Annotated in this window: 10 protein-coding genes, 1 tRNA gene and 3 rRNA genes; 2 read left to right on the forward strand and 12 right to left on the reverse strand. The window is 47.2% G+C overall.

The window, feature by feature from the left end:
• The first annotated feature begins 174 nt into the window (after window positions 1-174).
• Together tadA and ACX9NY_RS23205 are read left to right on the forward strand one after the other, a co-directional pair.
• Window positions 175-681 carry a tRNA adenosine(34) deaminase TadA gene (gene tadA / locus ACX9NY_RS23200; RefSeq protein WP_472475311.1) on the forward strand — a complete coding sequence of 169 codons (507 nt, stop codon included), beginning with the start codon at window positions 175-177 and terminating at the stop codon, window positions 679-681.
• Window positions 682-724: 43 nt separating this feature from the next.
• Window positions 725-1,294: a GNAT family N-acetyltransferase gene (locus ACX9NY_RS23205; RefSeq protein WP_339258196.1), complete on the forward strand. Its 570-nt coding sequence runs from the start codon at window positions 725-727 to the stop codon at window positions 1,292-1,294.
• Between the two features lie 262 nt (window positions 1,295-1,556).
• On the opposite strand, the gene ACX9NY_RS23210 is transcribed toward ACX9NY_RS23205, so the two are convergent.
• The 12 genes from ACX9NY_RS23210 to ACX9NY_RS23265 form a co-directional block, all read right to left on the reverse strand.
• The gene (locus ACX9NY_RS23210) at window positions 1,557-2,651 is read right to left on the reverse strand and encodes a hypothetical protein (RefSeq protein ID WP_339304927.1); all 1,095 of its coding nucleotides are present in this window, start codon (window positions 2,649-2,651) and stop codon (window positions 1,557-1,559) included.
• Window positions 2,652-2,885: 234 nt separating this feature from the next.
• Entirely contained in the window at window positions 2,886-3,038 is a 153-nt protein-coding gene (locus ACX9NY_RS23215; protein ID WP_472475314.1) for a small acid-soluble spore protein P, read from the reverse strand.
• Between the two features lie 21 nt (window positions 3,039-3,059).
• A complete protein-coding gene (locus ACX9NY_RS23220; protein ID WP_017691325.1) occupies window positions 3,060-3,236 on the reverse strand; it encodes a hypothetical protein in 177 nt (58 codons plus the stop codon).
• Window positions 3,237-3,262: 26 nt separating this feature from the next.
• Window positions 3,263-3,604, reverse strand: a complete 342-nt coding sequence (locus ACX9NY_RS23225) for a hypothetical protein (protein ID WP_253428947.1) — start codon at window positions 3,602-3,604, stop codon at window positions 3,263-3,265.
• 192 nt (window positions 3,605-3,796) lie between these two features.
• Window positions 3,797-3,885, reverse strand: a tRNA-Ser gene (locus ACX9NY_RS23230).
• Between the two features lie 192 nt (window positions 3,886-4,077).
• Window positions 4,078-5,361 carry a serine--tRNA ligase gene (gene serS / locus ACX9NY_RS23235; RefSeq protein ID WP_472475318.1) on the reverse strand — a complete coding sequence of 428 codons (1,284 nt, stop codon included), beginning with the start codon at window positions 5,359-5,361 and terminating at the stop codon, window positions 4,078-4,080.
• 273 nt (window positions 5,362-5,634) lie between these two features.
• The gene (gene pdxT, locus ACX9NY_RS23240; protein ID WP_339261265.1) at window positions 5,635-6,225 is read right to left on the reverse strand and encodes a pyridoxal 5'-phosphate synthase glutaminase subunit PdxT; all 591 of its coding nucleotides are present in this window, start codon (window positions 6,223-6,225) and stop codon (window positions 5,635-5,637) included.
• A 341-nt stretch (window positions 6,226-6,566) separates the two neighbouring features.
• Window positions 6,567-7,955, reverse strand: a complete 1,389-nt coding sequence (locus ACX9NY_RS23245; RefSeq protein WP_339238959.1) for a D-alanyl-D-alanine carboxypeptidase family protein — start codon at window positions 7,953-7,955, stop codon at window positions 6,567-6,569.
• 416 nt (window positions 7,956-8,371) lie between these two features.
• On the reverse strand, window positions 8,372-9,829 hold the full coding sequence (guaB, locus tag ACX9NY_RS23250) for an IMP dehydrogenase (protein ID WP_339304942.1): 1,458 nt from the start codon (window positions 9,827-9,829) through the stop codon (window positions 8,372-8,374).
• Window positions 9,830-10,195: 366 nt separating this feature from the next.
• Window positions 10,196-10,312, reverse strand: a 5S ribosomal RNA gene (rrf, locus tag ACX9NY_RS23255).
• 78 nt (window positions 10,313-10,390) lie between these two features.
• Window positions 10,391-13,317 (reverse strand): 23S ribosomal RNA (locus tag ACX9NY_RS23260).
• Window positions 13,318-13,623: 306 nt separating this feature from the next.
• Window positions 13,624-15,175 (reverse strand): 16S ribosomal RNA (locus tag ACX9NY_RS23265).
• The 16S, 23S and 5S rRNA genes sit together here, the layout of an rRNA operon.
• Window positions 15,176-15,409: the final 234 nt, after the last annotated feature.

Below are 15,409 nucleotides of genomic sequence, written 5' to 3' on the forward strand. Positions count from 1 at the left end.
GAACTCTACAATGAAATTAATCACTGTATTTGTCCACATACCCACAGGCTTGTGGATAGTTTGTTTATAACTATGTGAGCAACTATACGGTTATCCACATTTCTATACACAACATGTTAACAACCCGAATGCCTGTTCGCTGAATAAATGCTTTTTGGAAGGAGTTATATTGTAATGGATGACCATTCTCTCCAGCCCGACCTTTCACAATTATCCGAGGAAGCTCAACATGAGCATTGGATGCGGGAGGCCATTGCTGAGGCATACAAAGCCGAGGCCCTTGGGGAAGTGCCGATTGGAGCTGTAATTGTACAAAATAACCAAATTGTTGGTCGAGGGTACAATCTGCGAGAAACGACACTGGATTCTACCGCCCATGCAGAGATGGTGGCTATTCGTCAGGCAAGCGAGACCATCGGAGCTTGGCGCTTGTTGGATTGTTCTCTGTACGTCACACTGGAACCTTGTCCCATGTGTGCAGGCGCCATTGTACAATCCAGGGTTCCCCGCGTAATCTTTGGTACGGCTGATCCCAAGGCAGGCTGTGCAGGTACACTGATGAACCTGCTACAGGAGCCTCGATTTAACCATCGAACCGAAGTGATCCCGGATATTCTTCAGCCCGAATGCTCCACGATGCTAACTCAATTTTTCAGAAGTCTGCGTCAAAAGTTAAAATAATCACCGACTACAAACATCCCAATTGGAAAGGAAGTGTGCTGTAATGGCGCTAACCCTATATGACACAGCCAATGGCATAAGCCTTCGGTTGCTCACACCCCAAGATACACAATCCTATCTGGACCTGATTCAAATTACACGAATCCCATACCAGTCCGTAGAACCCTTGCGAGAAGATGATTTCTATACATTGGATGCTCAGACTCGACGAATTGAGGATCGGGTCAATGCTGCAGAAGAAGGTACAGGTTACCAATTTGGGATCTACACCATTAAAGACAGCCTGTTGATTGGACAAGTAAGTCTTAACAATGTCGTATTAGGCGTTGCCAATTATGCTGATATGGGTTACTTTATCCATCCGGATTATCAGGGCGGCGGACGAATGACAGCAGCGGTTAAACTGGCCGTAGCCTATGGCTTCCGTGCGCTGAAGTTAAATCGGGTCCAGGCTGCGGTATTGCCTACCAACAAAGGTTCGCAGCGCGTGTTGGAGAAGAACGGGTTCCAGTTTGAAGGTACGGCTCGCAAATACCTCAAGATCAACGGCAAATATCAGGATCATCAGATCTATGCTGTACTTGCTGAAGACTTGGATGAACTTGCGGATTAACTAATTTAGAAGCTCCACCACATAGCTGTCTGCATCCCCAATTCAACATGATGCACATTCAATCTTTAAAACCGCGCTACCCTATTTATGTAGGAGAGAGTGCGGTTTTATTGGTATGTAACCTTAGCCACCATTCAAAAATACAAGATCAATCATTCGGAGGATATCCCCTCTTAACGCTATGTAACATAAAAAACCGCCTGTATCCAAGCGGAAGGAGATGATCCTTCACTTGAATCACAGACGGTTTGAACTCAGCAGATTAGTATCCGTATGAAGCGCTCATTAGTTCTTCGAACTCTTGCATAGTAATTACGTCATCGCCCGTAGGGATGTTGATTTTGAATGCTGCTTTTTCGTTAATCTTGGTGTACGTATTGGAACCGGTAAATGCCAGTTTCACTTCGTCTTTCGTATCTTCTGGCTTGATCAACACATCAGCGACCATCTTCTGATATACAGGGAAGTCGTTTTTGTCCAATGCGAAATCGATGTTGAATTGGTTAATTGTCAGAACATCTTTCAATTTATCCAAGTCTTTAGCCATTTCAGCCTGATCTGCTTCAGTGATTTTCAAATCTTCTTTAGCTTTGTCGATATCAGCCTGATCCATTTGCAGCATTTCACGATATTCCTCTTTGGACAGAATATCCAACACTTTAGGCATAGCTTTTGTTACCAGTACAGTAACGGCTTCTTTAACATTGTCATTATTCACCGAGAATTGTACAACTTGCTTCGCATCTACACCTTCAGGAAGTTGTGCATCTTTGGTGTCCAGGTTTTTGAAGAATTTAGCTTGATCGTATTCGCTCAGGACTGCGTCCATGACTTCGTTGCTCAGCTTTTGAGTTTTAGCTGCGTCCATAGCATCCGGGTTCCACTCCGTACCCTCTTGCTCAGCCAGTTCTTTCAGATCAAGTTCCAGGAATTTGCCAACAACGTTCTCCGGAATCGGGAAGAACGGAATATTCGGCACTTTCACATAGAGCTTCTCAGCCGTCATTACCATTGGAATGGTAAAGGTCATACCCATATCGCCTTTAAGTTCAATGCCAAGAGTCATCTCTGTCTGCATTGGCTCACTTTGGTATACACCTGTTACATTCAACTGAGCATCCTTCAACATGCTCATAAACTGAGTCATGCTCGGATCCGTTTGAGATGCATCCCCAGGTTTATAGCTCAATTCATTAATAGTGAAGTTGGAACTCATTTCATACGAAGTTAATTTGGAAGCATTGGCCGCAGCCGTCTTCAATGCCTCTTTTGGTTCCTGCTTGCTGCTACATGCTGTCAAGGCCATGGATACGGTCAACAGCAACGTAAGAAGAAGCGCCCCCATACGTTTAGTCATTTGTTTCTCTCCTCTCGTGATAACCCCAAAAAAAGTAATTCAATATCAATGATATACCATATCACCAGATACTGAAACCTAATTTGGGAAAAATGTGATCTTTCCTCTTTAAAATGGCTACAAAGACCTACGTGAGGTTTGGAAATAACCATGTGCCTGTCTTTGTATATGTATGAATACGCAAAAGCCCCCTGTTAGGTAACAAGAGACTTTTGCGTGAATCTGTTTCTTCTATTAACCTTGGGGATTCAAATGATCCACATGATTTTGATTTTTTACTTTTTTGGAACCGGATAATGGCTCCTGCATGGAAGAACGTTTGGATGAATGATGATGCTGTTCGTCAGCTTGCGCTTCCGGTACAGGAATTGTTTTCGGTTTGCTCATAATGTTACCCCCTCATCAATGTTAGGAATGGGATGGGTCCCTATCTTCCGTTTTATCATGATTTAGTGCATCCTGATGACGGCGATCATTGATATCTTGCTGAATTTGCTGGGCATGGTGACTGTTTACGGCTGGCTGCTCCAGATCATCAACTACATTTTGCAGGTTTTTGTCTACTCCCGCTTTGGCTTTAGTCAAATGTGTTCACTCCTTGAGGTTTCAAACTATTGTCGCGTCTGGGATTGTAACGACTGAGCACATTCGTGAATGTGCCTTGTATAATCGTGGGCCAGTTCCTGAATTGGCTCTGTACGCTCATCTGTCGTTCGTCCATCCCGTTCCACATCAATCAGTTGGACACTGACTTCACGGGAATCCACATACTCACATTTGAAATCAAAAGAATACATCTCATGACCTGCTGTCGCAATGTGTATCCGAATGGCCTGCTGATCGGCCTCATCCGCCATTACTTGAGCCTGATCACCCACATTCAAGACTTGAGGCAAACGCTCTTGCCAAGCCCCTACAAGCTCTGTCTGATCGATGTTTAACTCGCGATTCATCTTACCACCTCCACTCCTATAAAGTGCGGCGATGAAGATGTTTTTATACATATCAGACGTACTCAAAATATAATTTTGTACTGAGCGACGTATACAGGGGTCACCACCCCGTACCATCACTCCGTTAAACAATCGCATAACGCAAAAAAGGACCCGAGCGATATCGCTCGAATCCTTGTTATAAGTGTAGTATGGCGGAGAGGGTGGGATTCGAACCCACGTGGAGTTGCCCCCTAACGGTTTTCAAGACCGCCCCGTTATGACCGCTTCGGTACCTCTCCAGGGAATTAACTTTTATAAACTTGCCACGAAAAGTATCATACCATATCTCGACAATATAATGCAACCTTTTTTATATTAAAATTTATGATTCATATCAGACAAATGCCCTTTTAATACAAAACACTCCAACCCGTCATTCAAAATGACGGATTGAAGTTGTATTGCTCTTGATAAGGATGGTTAACTGTCGCTTAAGAGCGACGTGCAATCACACTTGTGCCGCCCATATAGGGACGCAATGCTTCAGGAATAACAACCGTACCATCTTCCTGTTGATAGTTCTCCAGGATAGCGGCAACCGTCCGTCCAACAGCCAATCCTGACCCGTTCAATGTATGCACAAATTCCGGTTTGGCTTTTGGCTCTCTACGGAAACGGATATTGGCACGGCGTGCCTGGAAGTCCTCACAGTTGGAGCAGGAGGAAATCTCACGATAGGTGTTGCTCTCAGGTAACCATACTTCAATATCATACGTTTTAGCTGAAGTGAAGCCCATATCTGCGGTACACAGTGTCAGAACGCGATACGGCAATCCCAATAATTGAAGCACACGCTCCGCATTTTGAGTCATTTGCTCCAACTCTTCATACGAAGTCTCCGGCGTAGAGAGCTTGAGCAGCTCTACTTTGTTAAACTGATGCTGACGAATCAATCCGCGTGTATCCCGTCCTGCCGAACCGGCTTCAGAACGGAAACATGAGCTGTATGCCACAAAGTGCTTCGGCAATTGATCTACATTCAGAATCTCTTCGCGATGATAGTTCGTTACCGGAACTTCAGCAGTAGGGATCAGATAATATTCGGTATCTTTCAACTTGAACAGATCTTCTTCAAACTTAGGCAGTTGACCTGTTCCAAACAAGCTATCCCGATTAACGATGTATGGAGGCAGAATCTCTTCATATCCATGTTGATCGCTGTGCAGATCCATCATGAAGTTGATTAATGCACGTTCCAGACGGGCACCCAATCCTTTATAAAAGGTAAACCGAGATCCTGTTACTTTGGCAGCTGCTTCAAAATCAAGGATATCGAGATTTTGAGCAATTTCCCAGTGTGCTTTTGGCGCAAAAGTAAATGATTTTGGCTCTTCCCAACGACGAATCTCAACATTGTCGTCTTCAGAAGCTCCAACAGGTACACTTTCGTTAGGAATGTTCGGGATCGCCATGGTGAGATCATTGATCTTCACTTCCAGTTCCCGAACTTCTTCGTCCATGGCTTTGATTCGATCAGAGACTTCGCGCATCTCCACAATCAGATCATCTGCATTTTCACGATTCTTCTTCAGTCTAGCAACTTCCGCAGAGACCGTATTCCGACGGCTCTTGAGCGTCTCACTCTCTTGAAGCAATTCCCGACGTTTGGTATCCATCTCGGTAAATCCAGCGATAAGATCCAACGATTTGCCACGTTTAGTCAATGCTTCCTCTACACGTGCATACTCATTCCGCAATATTTTCACATCAAGCACGATATACCCCTCCTAAATAACCCCACGAAGTGAAGCCTTATGTTAAATCGATTCTCAAAAATCTACTGTGTATACCTTACTATATACTTATCGGAATCTGTAACCACAAAAACAACCTATGCTCCCGGTGCGACCCTCCGCTGCGATTCCCGCTATGAAGCAGATACAGGCAACATCAGGCATCCGTTCAGATGCAACTGCCAATCAGCGGCCTTACAAGGCTGCTGGGGAAGTGATCCGATGACCGGGAGATCATAGGTTGTACATCATACACTATTTAGGGTCTACCGCGTGTTTGTAGGACTTGGCCATGTCTACAAAATAAGCATGCAGACGATAGTCATCCGTTAACTCCGGATGATACGAGCAAGCCAGCAAATGTCCCTGACGAGCTGTAACAATCTCATCATTGTAAGTAGAGAGTACCTCTACCTGCTCTCCAACACGCTCAATCAAGGGAGCCCGGATAAACACAGCTCTCACCGTTTCCTCGATGCCTTTGACCGGCAAATCTGTTTCAAAACTTTCTCTCTGCCGTCCAAATGCATTTCGGGATACAGTCATATCCATTAACTCCAAATGGGCCTCTTCCTGTCCCGTGATGTGCTTAGCCATAACGATTAAGCCAGCACAGGTACCAAATACCGGTTTGCCCTCAGCAGCAAACGCTCGAATGGCATCCATAAACCCATATTTACGCATCAGTTTGCCAATCGTTGTACTTTCCCCGCCAGGAAGGATAAGACCATCCAGATCATGCAATTGCTGAACCTGTTTGATAGCAACACCTTCTGCTCCAGCGCGTTCAATACTCCGTATATGCTCTGTGACAGCCCCTTGAAGCGCTAATACGCCGATCTTCATTTGCACATTCCCCTTCTCATACCAGCCGCGATCTTGCATACGCTCGGAAGGTGCAAGTTTGGATATCTCTATGCCCTTCATCGGTGCTCCAAGATACTTGGACACTTCGGCCCGTAATGTATGTGTCGTTCATTACCTTATATAGAGCAGTTAACCCACTCCACCAGGTAAAAAAACCTTGGAATTTTCCGCCTCATTATACGTGAATTCTAACTTGATATTTTACCGGAAAAATTGTAAATATACAATCCATCCGGTCGAATAACTTGTATTTTGGCAATGATATAACCACATATCATCCAATTCACGATCATACTCTTTTACAAGAAGTATCCTATAAACTAGAACAGGTTTTTGATCCCGTCAAAGAGATCGACGAAGAAATCTTTAACAGCTCGGAAGAACAAACGGAACCATCCGCCTTTATCAGCCTCTTCCGCTGTGATCAAGTTCACTGTTTTTTCCTGAGGCTCAATTCCATCTGCTTTGTACGTATACGTTACTGTACCAACCTTCGTACCTGCCTTGATTGGTGCTACCAGCTTGTCAGCCTCAGTTACGTTGGCTTTGAACGTCACATCCAGGTTCTGAGTACCTTTGGGTACAACGAAACTTACCGCATTATCTGTTACGACAGGAACAGTTGTTTCTTTACCTTTTTTCAAAGGTACAGCTTCCCAGCCCGTCACTTTGGTTTTGCCTGCGACAGCCTGCTTCACTTCAAAGTTGTTAAATCCAAAGTCCAATACCTTTTTAGTTTCTCTGAAACGTGCGGATTCCGAATCTGTGCCCATAACAACACTAATTAGACGCATACCGTTACGTTCCGCTGTACCTGTAAAGTTATTACCTGCGTTCGTGGTATGGCCTGTTTTCATTCCATCCAGACCTTCATAGGCATAGCTTTTGAAATTGGTTATATTTTTATTCGCTTCCAGCATCCAGTTATAATTGATAATTGGGGCTTTATCATTGGGACGGAACTTATAGGATTGAATGGTTGTAAAATCTTTGTAGTCTGGGTGATCCATGATGATATATCTGCATAGAATTGCAGCATCCAGTGCGGACATGACTGTTTCCTTGTCTTCAGCTGGGCGGAAATCGGCAGGCATATCTGCTCGATCGAGACCGGAAGAGTTGATGAAGAACGTATCCTTCATGCCCATACGCTTCGCTTCATCATTCATCATTTTCACGAAAGCTTCTTCCGAACCTGCAACATGTTCAGCCAAAGCGACCGTAGCATCATTAGCAGACCCAACAGCCATAGCAATATAGAGATCCTTAACTGTGTGTTGGTCCCCTTCAGCAAGGAAAATACGTGATCCGACACTTTGTGCAGCATTCTTTTTAACAGTTACAATATCGTCCCAGCCGAGTTTACCTTGTTTAACTTGTTCAGCGACAATGTACTCTGTCATCATTTTGGTCATACTGGCAGGTGGCATGGCTTTATCCGCATCGACATTGAGCAAAATCTGACCCGTTGATGCCTCCATGAGAACGGCTGACCTAACCTCAAGCCCCAATGAGTCTACCCCAGGTACCTGTACAGCTTTCTCCGTCTTCGTTGTTGTTGCTGCAGCAGTCAGGACCTGCCCGGAGTCGTTCGCAGCAGCCATGACTGGCATTACTGCAGACATGCAAAGCATGTTAATTAGCATTACCGAGGCTACGCTCTTTTTGAGCATTTGGCGTTTCTTCTTATTCATGTGTTTGGCTTTCAATGATGAATACTCCCTTCGATCCAAAGCATTGTTAATTGCTTCAGTGCAGCTTATGCTGCGATTTTCTTGTTCCCTAACCTGCATGTTTGATGTGTGAGATGTGTGCTATATGCGCTGTATCGAACGAGCAATATTATTGCTCCTAAAGTTCGTTATCGATTGTCACTTAGTCCGCATTTTGCGAATGCTTATGTAAAAGGACGTCCGCGCTTCTGTTTGGCTGGCAGCCTTTTTTTGCACTGCATTTGCTTTTCGAAACCATATTCATAGATTCACGTCAAATAGCCGCCGCAACGCCTTAATCCATCCATGGATCGTCACCGCTTGTTCTATTCTATCACAGGGGTATCTGCAAAAAAAGACAGACCCGGTGAAAATCACCGAGCCTGTCCTGGAAATGATTAACTCTCTTCCGATTACAACGAGTAGTTAGGTGCTTCTTTTGTAATCTGTACATCATGTGGATGGCTTTCACGCAGGCCTGCACCTGTAATACGAATAAAACCAGTATCGTTCCGAAGCTGCTCCAGGTTGCTTGTACCGCAGTAACCCATACCGGAACGCAGACCACCAATCAGTTGGTGAATCGTATCAGATAATGGACCTTTGTAAGCGACGCGACCCTCAATTCCTTCTGGAACCAGTTTCTTGTCATCATCTTGGAAATAACGATCTTTACTACCTTGTTTCATCGCAGCCATTGAACCCATACCGCGATAAACTTTGTAGCTACGTCCTTGGAAAATTTCAGTTTCCCCCGGGCTTTCCGCTGTACCGGCAAACAAACTTCCCAACATAACCGCGTGTGCACCTGCAGCCAGTGCCTTCGTAATTTCACCAGAATATTTAATTCCGCCGTCCGCAATAATCGGAACTCCATATTCACGTGCCACTGTTGCACAATCGTACACTGCCGTTACTTGAGGTACACCAATACCAGCAATTACACGTGTTGTACAAATCGACCCTGGACCAATACCCACTTTAACTACCGAAGCCCCTGCTTCAATCAGGTCACGAGTAGCTTCACCAGTAGCCACGTTACCTGCAACGATGGTCAGGGTAGGGAAGCGTTCGCGAAGCTGACGTACTGCTTCAATGATATTAATGTGGTGTCCGTGAGCCGAGTCTACCGTAATCAAATCAACACCAGCTTGTACCAAAGCATCCGCACGTTCAAAGGTGTCCTTGGAGATACCAATCGCTGCACCAACCAACAGACGACCTTGAGCATCTTTGGCTGCATGAGGGAATTGAATGGCTTTCTCAATATCTTTAATAGTGATAAGACCTTTCAACGTGTTCGTCTCATCAACTAATGGAAGTTTCTCAATCTTATGTTTCTGAAGGATACCTTCAGCTTCTTGCAATGTAGTACCTACAGGAGCGGTAACCAGATTCTCACGAGTCATAACTTCGCTGATTTTGATGCCGTAATCATGGATAAAACGCAAATCACGGTTGGTCAAAATACCAACCAGCTTCTGATCTCCTTCAATAATGGGTACGCCGGAGATCCGATATTTCGCCATAACTTCTTCAGCATCAGATACCAGATGATCTGCTGTGAGTGAGAATGGATTCGTAATTACACCACTCTCTGAACGTTTAACCCGATCTACTTCTTCAGCCTGTTGTTCAACAGACATATTTTTATGAATGATACCGATACCGCCTTCACGTGCAATGGCAATAGCCAAAGTCGCTTCAGTGACCGTATCCATTCCTGCACTAATCAAAGGAATATTTAACTTCACAGTGTCGCTTAAACGAATAGATACATCTACTTCCTTAGGCAGTGTCTCGGATTTCCGTGGCACTAGCAATACATCATCAAAGGTGAGGCCTTCCTTACCAAATTTATCTTCCCACACGCAAGTGTTCCTCCTTATGGTTGCTCAGCTTTACGGTCCAAAACCCGAAGATTCCAGGCTGTATTTTACGCCGAAAATACGTTTTCTGAAAAATTTATTATTGCCATCTTAGCAAAGCGATATTTAGACTGTCAAGGAAAAGTACTTGGTTATATTAGGTGTATTGCCTGATGAATACAACTGTTTTTGTCGTGCGGACAACTTAAAAAAATATAACCTATAAATGTCTGCACAAATCAAACGACGTTTATTTCTATTAAGCCATTTAGGATACAAAGTTTCCGTTTTCAGGCTTTTTTTATACCTCAAGTACTCATTTGTATATAAATAAAAACCACCACCGAATAACATCGGCAGTGGTTCTTTGCTTGGCGGCGTCCTACTCTCCCAGGACCCTGCGGTCCAAGTACCATCGGCGCTAGAGGGCTTAACGGTCGTGTTCGGGATGGGTACGTGTGGAACCCCTCCGCCATCGCCACCAAACGCGTAGCTTACATTTCAGAGTGGTTGTTCTCTGAAAACTAGATTCGAAACGAAACATGCGAACTATCACTTGCATATTTGGATAAGCCCTCGACCGATTAGTACTGGTCAGCTCCATGCATTGCTGCACTTCCACCCCCAGCCTATCTACCTCGTCGTCTTCAAGGGGTCTTACATACTGGGAAATCTCATCTTGAGGGGGGCTTCACGCTTAGATGCTTTCAGCGTTTATCCCGTCCGTACATAGCTACCCAGCGGTGCTCCTGGCGGAACAACTGGTACACCAGCGGTACGTCCATCCCGGTCCTCTCGTACTAAGGACAGCTCCTCTCAAATTTCCTACGCCCACGACAGATAGGGACCGAACTGTCTCACGACGTTCTGAACCCAGCTCGCGTACCGCTTTAATGGGCGAACAGCCCAACCCTTGGGACCTACTTCAGCCCCAGGATGCGATGAGCCGACATCGAGGTGCCAAACCTCCCCGTCGATGTGGACTCTTGGGGGAGATAAGCCTGTTATCCCCAGGGTAGCTTTTATCCGTTGAGCGATGGCCCTTCCATGCGGTACCACCGGATCACTAAGCCCGACTTTCGTCCCTGCTCGACTTGTAGGTCTCGCAGTCAAGCTCCCTTATGCCTTTGCACTCTTCGAATGATTTCCAACCATTCTGAGGGAACCTTTGGGCGCCTCCGTTACTCTTTAGGAGGCGACCGCCCCAGTCAAACTGCCCACCTGACACTGTCCCCGCACCGGATTACGGTACCAGGTTAGAACCTAGATACGATCAGGGTGGTATCCCAACGTTGCCTCCACGCAAGCTGGCGCTCACGTTTCAAAGGCTCCCACCTATCCTGTACAGATCGTACCCAAATTCAATATCAAGCTGCAGTAAAGCTCCATGGGGTCTTTCCGTCTTGTCGCGGGTAACCTGCATCTTCACAGGTATTAAAATTTCACCGGATCTCTCGTTGAGACAGCGCCCAAGTCGTTACGCCATTCGTGCGGGTCAGAATTTACCTGACAAGGAATTTCGCTACCTTAGGACCGTTATAGTTACGGCCGCCGTTTACTGGGGCTTCGGTTCACAGCTTCGGATTACTCCTAACCACTCCCCTTAACCTTCCAGCACCGGGCAGGCGTCAGCCCGTATACTTCGCCTTACGGCTTCGCACAGACCTGTGTTTTTGCTAAACAGTCGCTTGGGCCTTTTCACTGCGGCCCCCTCGTGCTATTCACACTACCGGGGCACCCCTTCTCCCGAAGTTACGGGGTCATTTTGCCGAGTTCCTTAACGAGAGTTCTTCCGCGCGCCTTAGAATACTCTTCTCGCCTACCTGTGTCGGTTTGCGGTACGGGCACCTTCACCTGGCTAGAGGCTTTTCTTGGCAGTGTGAGATCATGACCTTCGCTACTACAATTTTCGCTCCCCATCACAGCTCAGCCTTACGATGTGCGGATTTGCCTACACATCAGCCTCACTGCTTAGACGGACATCCATCAGTCCGCGTCACTACCCTACTGCGTCCCCCCATTGCTCATAACGGCTTACGGTGGTACAGGAATTTCGACCTGTTGTCCTTCGACTACGCCTTTCGGCCTCGCCTTAGGTCCCGACTTACCCTGAGCGGACGAGCCTTCCTCAGGAACCCTTAGGCTTTCGGCGGATCAGATTCTCACTGATCTTTTCGTTACTCATACCGGCATTCTCACTTGTATAATGTCCAGCGCTCCTTACGGTACACCTTCAACCCTTATACAACGCTCCCCTACCCCTGATGCAAAGCATCAAGCCATAGCTTCGGTGGTGTGTTTAGCCCCGTTACATTTTCGGCGCAGAGTCACTCGACCAGTGAGCTATTACGCACTCTTTCAATGGTGGCTGCTTCTAAGCCAACATCCTGGTTGTCTGTGCAACTCCACATCCTTTCCCACTTAACACACACTTGGGGACCTTAGCTGATGGTCTGGGCTGTTTCCCTTTTGACAATGGATCTTAGCACTCACTGTCTGACTCCCGGAAGTAAGTCTATGGCATTCGGAGTTTGACTGAGCTTGGTAACCCTTGCGGGCCCCGCACCCAATCAGTGCTCTACCTCCACGACTCTGTTTTCCGAGGCTAGCCCTAAAGCTATTTCGGGGAGAACCAGCTATCTCCGAGTTCGATTGGAATTTCTCCGCTACCCCCACCTCATCCCCGCACTTTTCAACGTGCGTGGGTTCGGGCCTCCAGTGCGTGTTACCGCACCTTCACCCTGGACAGGGGTAGATCACCCGGTTTCGGGTCTACGTCCACGTACTATGTCGCCCTATTCAGACTCGCTTTCGCTGCGGCTCCGGCTCTTCACCTTAACCTTGCACGGGAACGTAACTCGCCGGTTCATTCTACAAAAGGCACGCCATCACCCCTAAAACGGGCTCTGACTTTTTGTAAGCACACGGTTTCAGGTTCTATTTCACTCCCCTTCCGGGGTGCTTTTCACCTTTCCCTCACGGTACTGCTTCACTATCGGTCGCTAGGAAGTATTTAGCCTTGGCAGATGGTCCTGCCGGATTCATACGGGGTTTCACGTGCCCCGCACTACTCGGGATCCGTCTCGGAGAGAGTCAACTTTCAATTACAGGGCTTTTACCTTCTTTGGCGGGCCTTTCCAGACCTCTTCGTTTAACTGACTCCTTTGTAACTCCATGTGAGACGTCCCACAACCCCAAAGAGCAAGCTCTCTGGTTTGGGCTTCTCCGCGTTCGCTCGCCGCTACTGACGGAATCACTATTGTTTTCTCTTCCTCAGGGTACTTAGATGTTTCAGTTCCCCTGGTATGCCTCTACATAACCTATGTATTCAGTTATGAGTAACTGGAAATTACCCCAGCTTGGGTTTCCCCATTCGGACACCCCCGGATCAAAGCTTGCTTACAGCTCCCCGAGGCAGTTTCGTTGTTCGCCACGTCCTTCATCGGCTCCTAGCGCCTAGGCATCCTCCGTGTGCTCTTAGTAGCTTAACCTCGTGCTCCGGTTTCGACTGCTCGCTTCCCTTGTTTTGCTTGCGCAAAGCCAAAAGTCGCTCCCATTCGATACCATCGTACGTGCAATCTACCGTTTTTATTGAAACTTGTTATACACAAGTTCAGCTAAAAAGGAATGTTCTAATTCGCATTTACTTTCGTTTCGATATCTAGTTTTCAAAGAACAAGCTCCATGCAAAAGCAAGCTGTTTGAGAGTTTGAGCTCTCAAAACTGAGCAACGAGTGAGTAGTTTGCAGCTAAGCTGCGTATTTGAATGTTTCCACGCGGGAAACGATTCTCCATAGAAAGGAGGTGATCCAGCCGCACCTTCCGATACGGCTACCTTGTTACGACTTCACCCCAATCATCTATCCCACCTTCGGCGGCTGGCTCCTTGCGGTTACCCCACCGACTTCGGGTGTTATAAACTCTCGTGGTGTGACGGGCGGTGTGTACAAGACCCGGGAACGTATTCACCGCGGCATGCTGATCCGCGATTACTAGCAATTCCGACTTCATGCAGGCGAGTTGCAGCCTGCAATCCGAACTGAGACCGGCTTTTTAGGATTCGTTCCACCTCGCGGCTTCACAGCCCGTTGTACCGGCCATTGTAGTACGTGTGTAGCCCAGGTCATAAGGGGCATGATGATTTGACGTCATCCCCACCTTCCTCCGGTTTGTCACCGGCAGTCACCTTAGAGTGCCCACCCGAAGTGCTGGCAACTAAGATCAAGGGTTGCGCTCGTTGCGGGACTTAACCCAACATCTCACGACACGAGCTGACGACAACCATGCACCACCTGTCTAGCATGTCCCGAAGGAAAGGACTATCTCTAGCCCGGTCATGCTGATGTCAAGACCTGGTAAGGTTCTTCGCGTTGCTTCGAATTAAACCACATACTCCACTGCTTGTGCGGGTCCCCGTCAATTCCTTTGAGTTTCAGTCTTGCGACCGTACTCCCCAGGCGGAGTGCTTAATGTGTTAACTTCGGCACCAAGGGTATCGAAACCCCTAACACCTAGCACTCATCGTTTACGGCGTGGACTACCAGGGTATCTAATCCTGTTTGCTCCCCACGCTTTCGCGCCTCAGCGTCAGTTACAGCCCAGAGAGTCGCCTTCGCCACTGGTGTTCCTCCACATATCTACGCATTTCACCGCTACACGTGGAATTCCACTCTCCTCTTCTGCACTCAAGTCACCCAGTTTCCAGTGCGATCCGGGGTTGAGCCCCGGGATTAAACACCAGACTTAAATGACCGCCTGCGCGCGCTTTACGCCCAATAATTCCGGACAACGCTTGCCCCCTACGTATTACCGCGGCTGCTGGCACGTAGTTAGCCGGGGCTTTCTTCTCAGGTACCGTCACCTTGAGAGCAGTTACTCTCCCAAGCGTTCTTCCCTGGCAACAGAGCTTTACGATCCGAAAACCTTCATCACTCACGCGGCATTGCTCCGTCAGGCTTTCGCCCATTGCGGAAGATTCCCTACTGCTGCCTCCCGTAGGAGTCTGGGCCGTGTCTCAGTCCCAGTGTGGCCGATCACCCTCTCAGGTCGGCTACGCATCGTCGCCTTGGTGAGCCGTTACCCCACCAACTAGCTAATGCGCCGCAGGCCCATCCCCAAGTGACAGATTGCTCCGTCTTTCCAGTTTCCTTCAGGCGAAGGAAACAACTATTCGGTATTAGCTACCGTTTCCGGTAGTTGTCCCAAACTTGAGGGCAGGTTGCCTACGTGTTACTCACCCGTCCGCCGCTAACCATCAGAGAAGCAAGCTTCTCATCAAGTCCGCTCGACTTGCATGTATTAGGCATGCCGCCAGCGTTCGTCCTGAGCCAGGATCAAACTCTCCAATAAAGTATTGAAAAGAGCGATAAGCTCATTTTGAATCTGACGAGATTAAAAATCTCAATTGTGCTCCAGTCGATCCAAGCCGAGGCTTGTTTCAAACTTTCGCGTTCATTCTGCAAGCAGAATGTTTACTCACTCGTTGTTCAGTTTTCAAAGATCAAACTTGTTTTGTTACCGAATGTCGTTCTCTTCAGCAACTTTTATATCTTATCACATCCGAACCAACTTTGCAAGCTCTTT

Source organism: Paenibacillus sp. CB74 (assembly GCF_055687625.1).

What these genes read in the sequence shown, in the direction of transcription:
- tadA (WP_472475311.1), top strand. Translation starts at nt 175, where the DNA reads ATGGATGACCATTCTCTCCAGCCCGACCTTTCACAATTATCCGAGGAA.
- ACX9NY_RS23205 (WP_339258196.1), top strand. Translation starts at nt 725, where the DNA reads ATGGCGCTAACCCTATATGACACAGCCAATGGCATAAGCCTTCGGTTG.
- ACX9NY_RS23215 (WP_472475314.1), bottom strand. Translation starts at nt 3,038, where the DNA reads ATGAGCAAACCGAAAACAATTCCTGTACCGGAAGCGCAAGCTGACGAA.
- ACX9NY_RS23225 (WP_253428947.1), bottom strand. Translation starts at nt 3,604, where the DNA reads ATGAATCGCGAGTTAAACATCGATCAGACAGAGCTTGTAGGGGCTTGG.
- pdxT (WP_339261265.1), bottom strand. Translation starts at nt 6,225, where the DNA reads ATGAAGATCGGCGTATTAGCGCTTCAAGGGGCTGTCACAGAGCATATA.
- ACX9NY_RS23210 (WP_339304927.1), bottom strand. Translation starts at nt 2,651, where the DNA reads ATGACTAAACGTATGGGGGCGCTTCTTCTTACGTTGCTGTTGACCGTA.